The organism is Streptomyces sp. NTH33 (assembly GCF_003236365.1).
Classification (GTDB): Bacteria; Actinomycetota; Actinomycetes; order Streptomycetales; family Streptomycetaceae; genus Streptomyces.
In genome coordinates this window covers 1-1453 of the sequence record NZ_POTZ01000873.1, presented here as the reverse complement: position 1 = coordinate 1453, position 1453 = coordinate 1, and the positions used below count along the sequence as shown (strand labels likewise).

Below are 1453 nucleotides of genomic sequence, written 5' to 3'. Positions count from 1 at the left end.
CCCCTTCACAACCGATGCGCCGCCCCGGTGGGAGCCGCCCCCCGCGTGTCCAGCAGCAGCTGGGCCTTCACCGACAGCCCTTGCAGGTCGTACGTGCGGTGGTGCTGGAGCAGGATCGTCAGGTCGGCGTCGGCCACCGCCTCGTACAGGGAGTCCGCGCGGGGTACGGGCCGGTCCAGGACGCTCCACGCGGGCACGTGCGGGTCGTGGTAGCTGACGGAGGCGCCGAGCCCCATCAGCCGGACGGCGACCTCCTCGGCGGGCGTGCCCTGCAGGTCGGCGAGGTCGGGCTTGTAGGTGACGCCCAGCAGGAGGACACGGGCGCCCCGGGCCGACTTGCCATGCTCGTTCAGGAGCGTGGCGGCGCGCTGGACGACGTAGCGGGGCATGCGGCTGTTGACCTGCTGGGCGAGTTCCACCATGCGCAGACCGCGGCTCGCCCGGCCGGTCAGGTCCTGGGGGAGGCCGTGGCCGCCGACGCCGGGGCCGGGACGGAAGGCCTGGAAGCCGAACGGCTTGGTCTCCGCGCAGCGGACCACGTCCCACAGGTCGACGCCGAGGTCGTGGCAGAGGACGGCCATCTCGTTGACGAGGGCGATGTTGACGTGCCGGTAGTTGGTCTCCAGGAGCTGGACCGTCTCGGCCTCCCGCAGGCCACGCGCGCGTACCACCTTGTCGGTGAGGCGGCCGTAGAACGCGGCGGCCGACTCGGTGCAGGCCGGGGTCAGTCCGCCGATCACCTTGGGCGTGTTGGCCGGGGTGAAGTCGCGGTTGCCGGGGTCGACGCGGCTGGGCGAGTGGGCGAGGTGGAAGTCGCGGCCCGCGCGGAGGCCGGAGCCCTCCTCCAGCAGGGGGCGCAGGAAGTCCTCCGTGGTCCCGGGGTACACCGGCGACTCCAGGATCACGGTGGTGTGCGGGCGCAGGTGCTCGGCGAGGGCACGGGCGGCGGCCTCCACCTGGCTCAGGTCGAGGCCGCCGTCCGCGCCGCGCGGGGTCGCCGCGCAGATCACCGCGGTGCGCACCCGGCCGAGCTCGGCCGGGTTGGTGGCAGGCCGGAAGCCCCCCGAGAGCATCCGGCGCAGTTCGGCGGGGCTGAGGGCACCGGACTCCTCCCCGGTGCGGTATCCCAGGGTCGGAATGCCGGCGGCGACGGCGGCCTGGGCCAGGGGCAGGCCGAGAGGACCGAGTCCGATGACGGCGAGATCTGCGGGCATGGCGTGGGCCGTCCTTCCCAGTAACCGAGGCGTGGCAGGCACGCAAGTCCTGTGGACAGGACGAGCGAGCGCAATGTCAGACTAGGAGTAAATATGACCGTTTTGTGGGATTGACCAGCGTGTTTCTCGGTGAGCCGGGCAGAGTTGTCCACAGGCTGGGGGGCGACTGGTGGCTGAAGACGGGCAACCCCGTCAGAATTTGGGCATGGGCAGGAGGTGAGGGGGACAAGGGAGAGGCA

Annotated in this window: 1 protein-coding gene; it reads right to left on the bottom strand. The window is 71.9% G+C overall.

The features are described 5' to 3' along the window. Positions 1–5: 5 nt before the first annotated feature. Positions 6–1214, bottom strand: a complete 1209-nt coding sequence (locus C1I97_RS37145) for a nucleotide sugar dehydrogenase (protein ID WP_111007271.1) — start codon at positions 1212–1214, stop codon at positions 6–8. Positions 1215–1453 lie beyond the last annotated feature (239 nt).

What these genes read in the sequence shown, in the direction of transcription:
- C1I97_RS37145 (WP_111007271.1), bottom strand. Translation starts at nt 1,214, where the DNA reads ATGCCCGCAGATCTCGCCGTCATCGGACTCGGTCCTCTCGGCCTGCCC.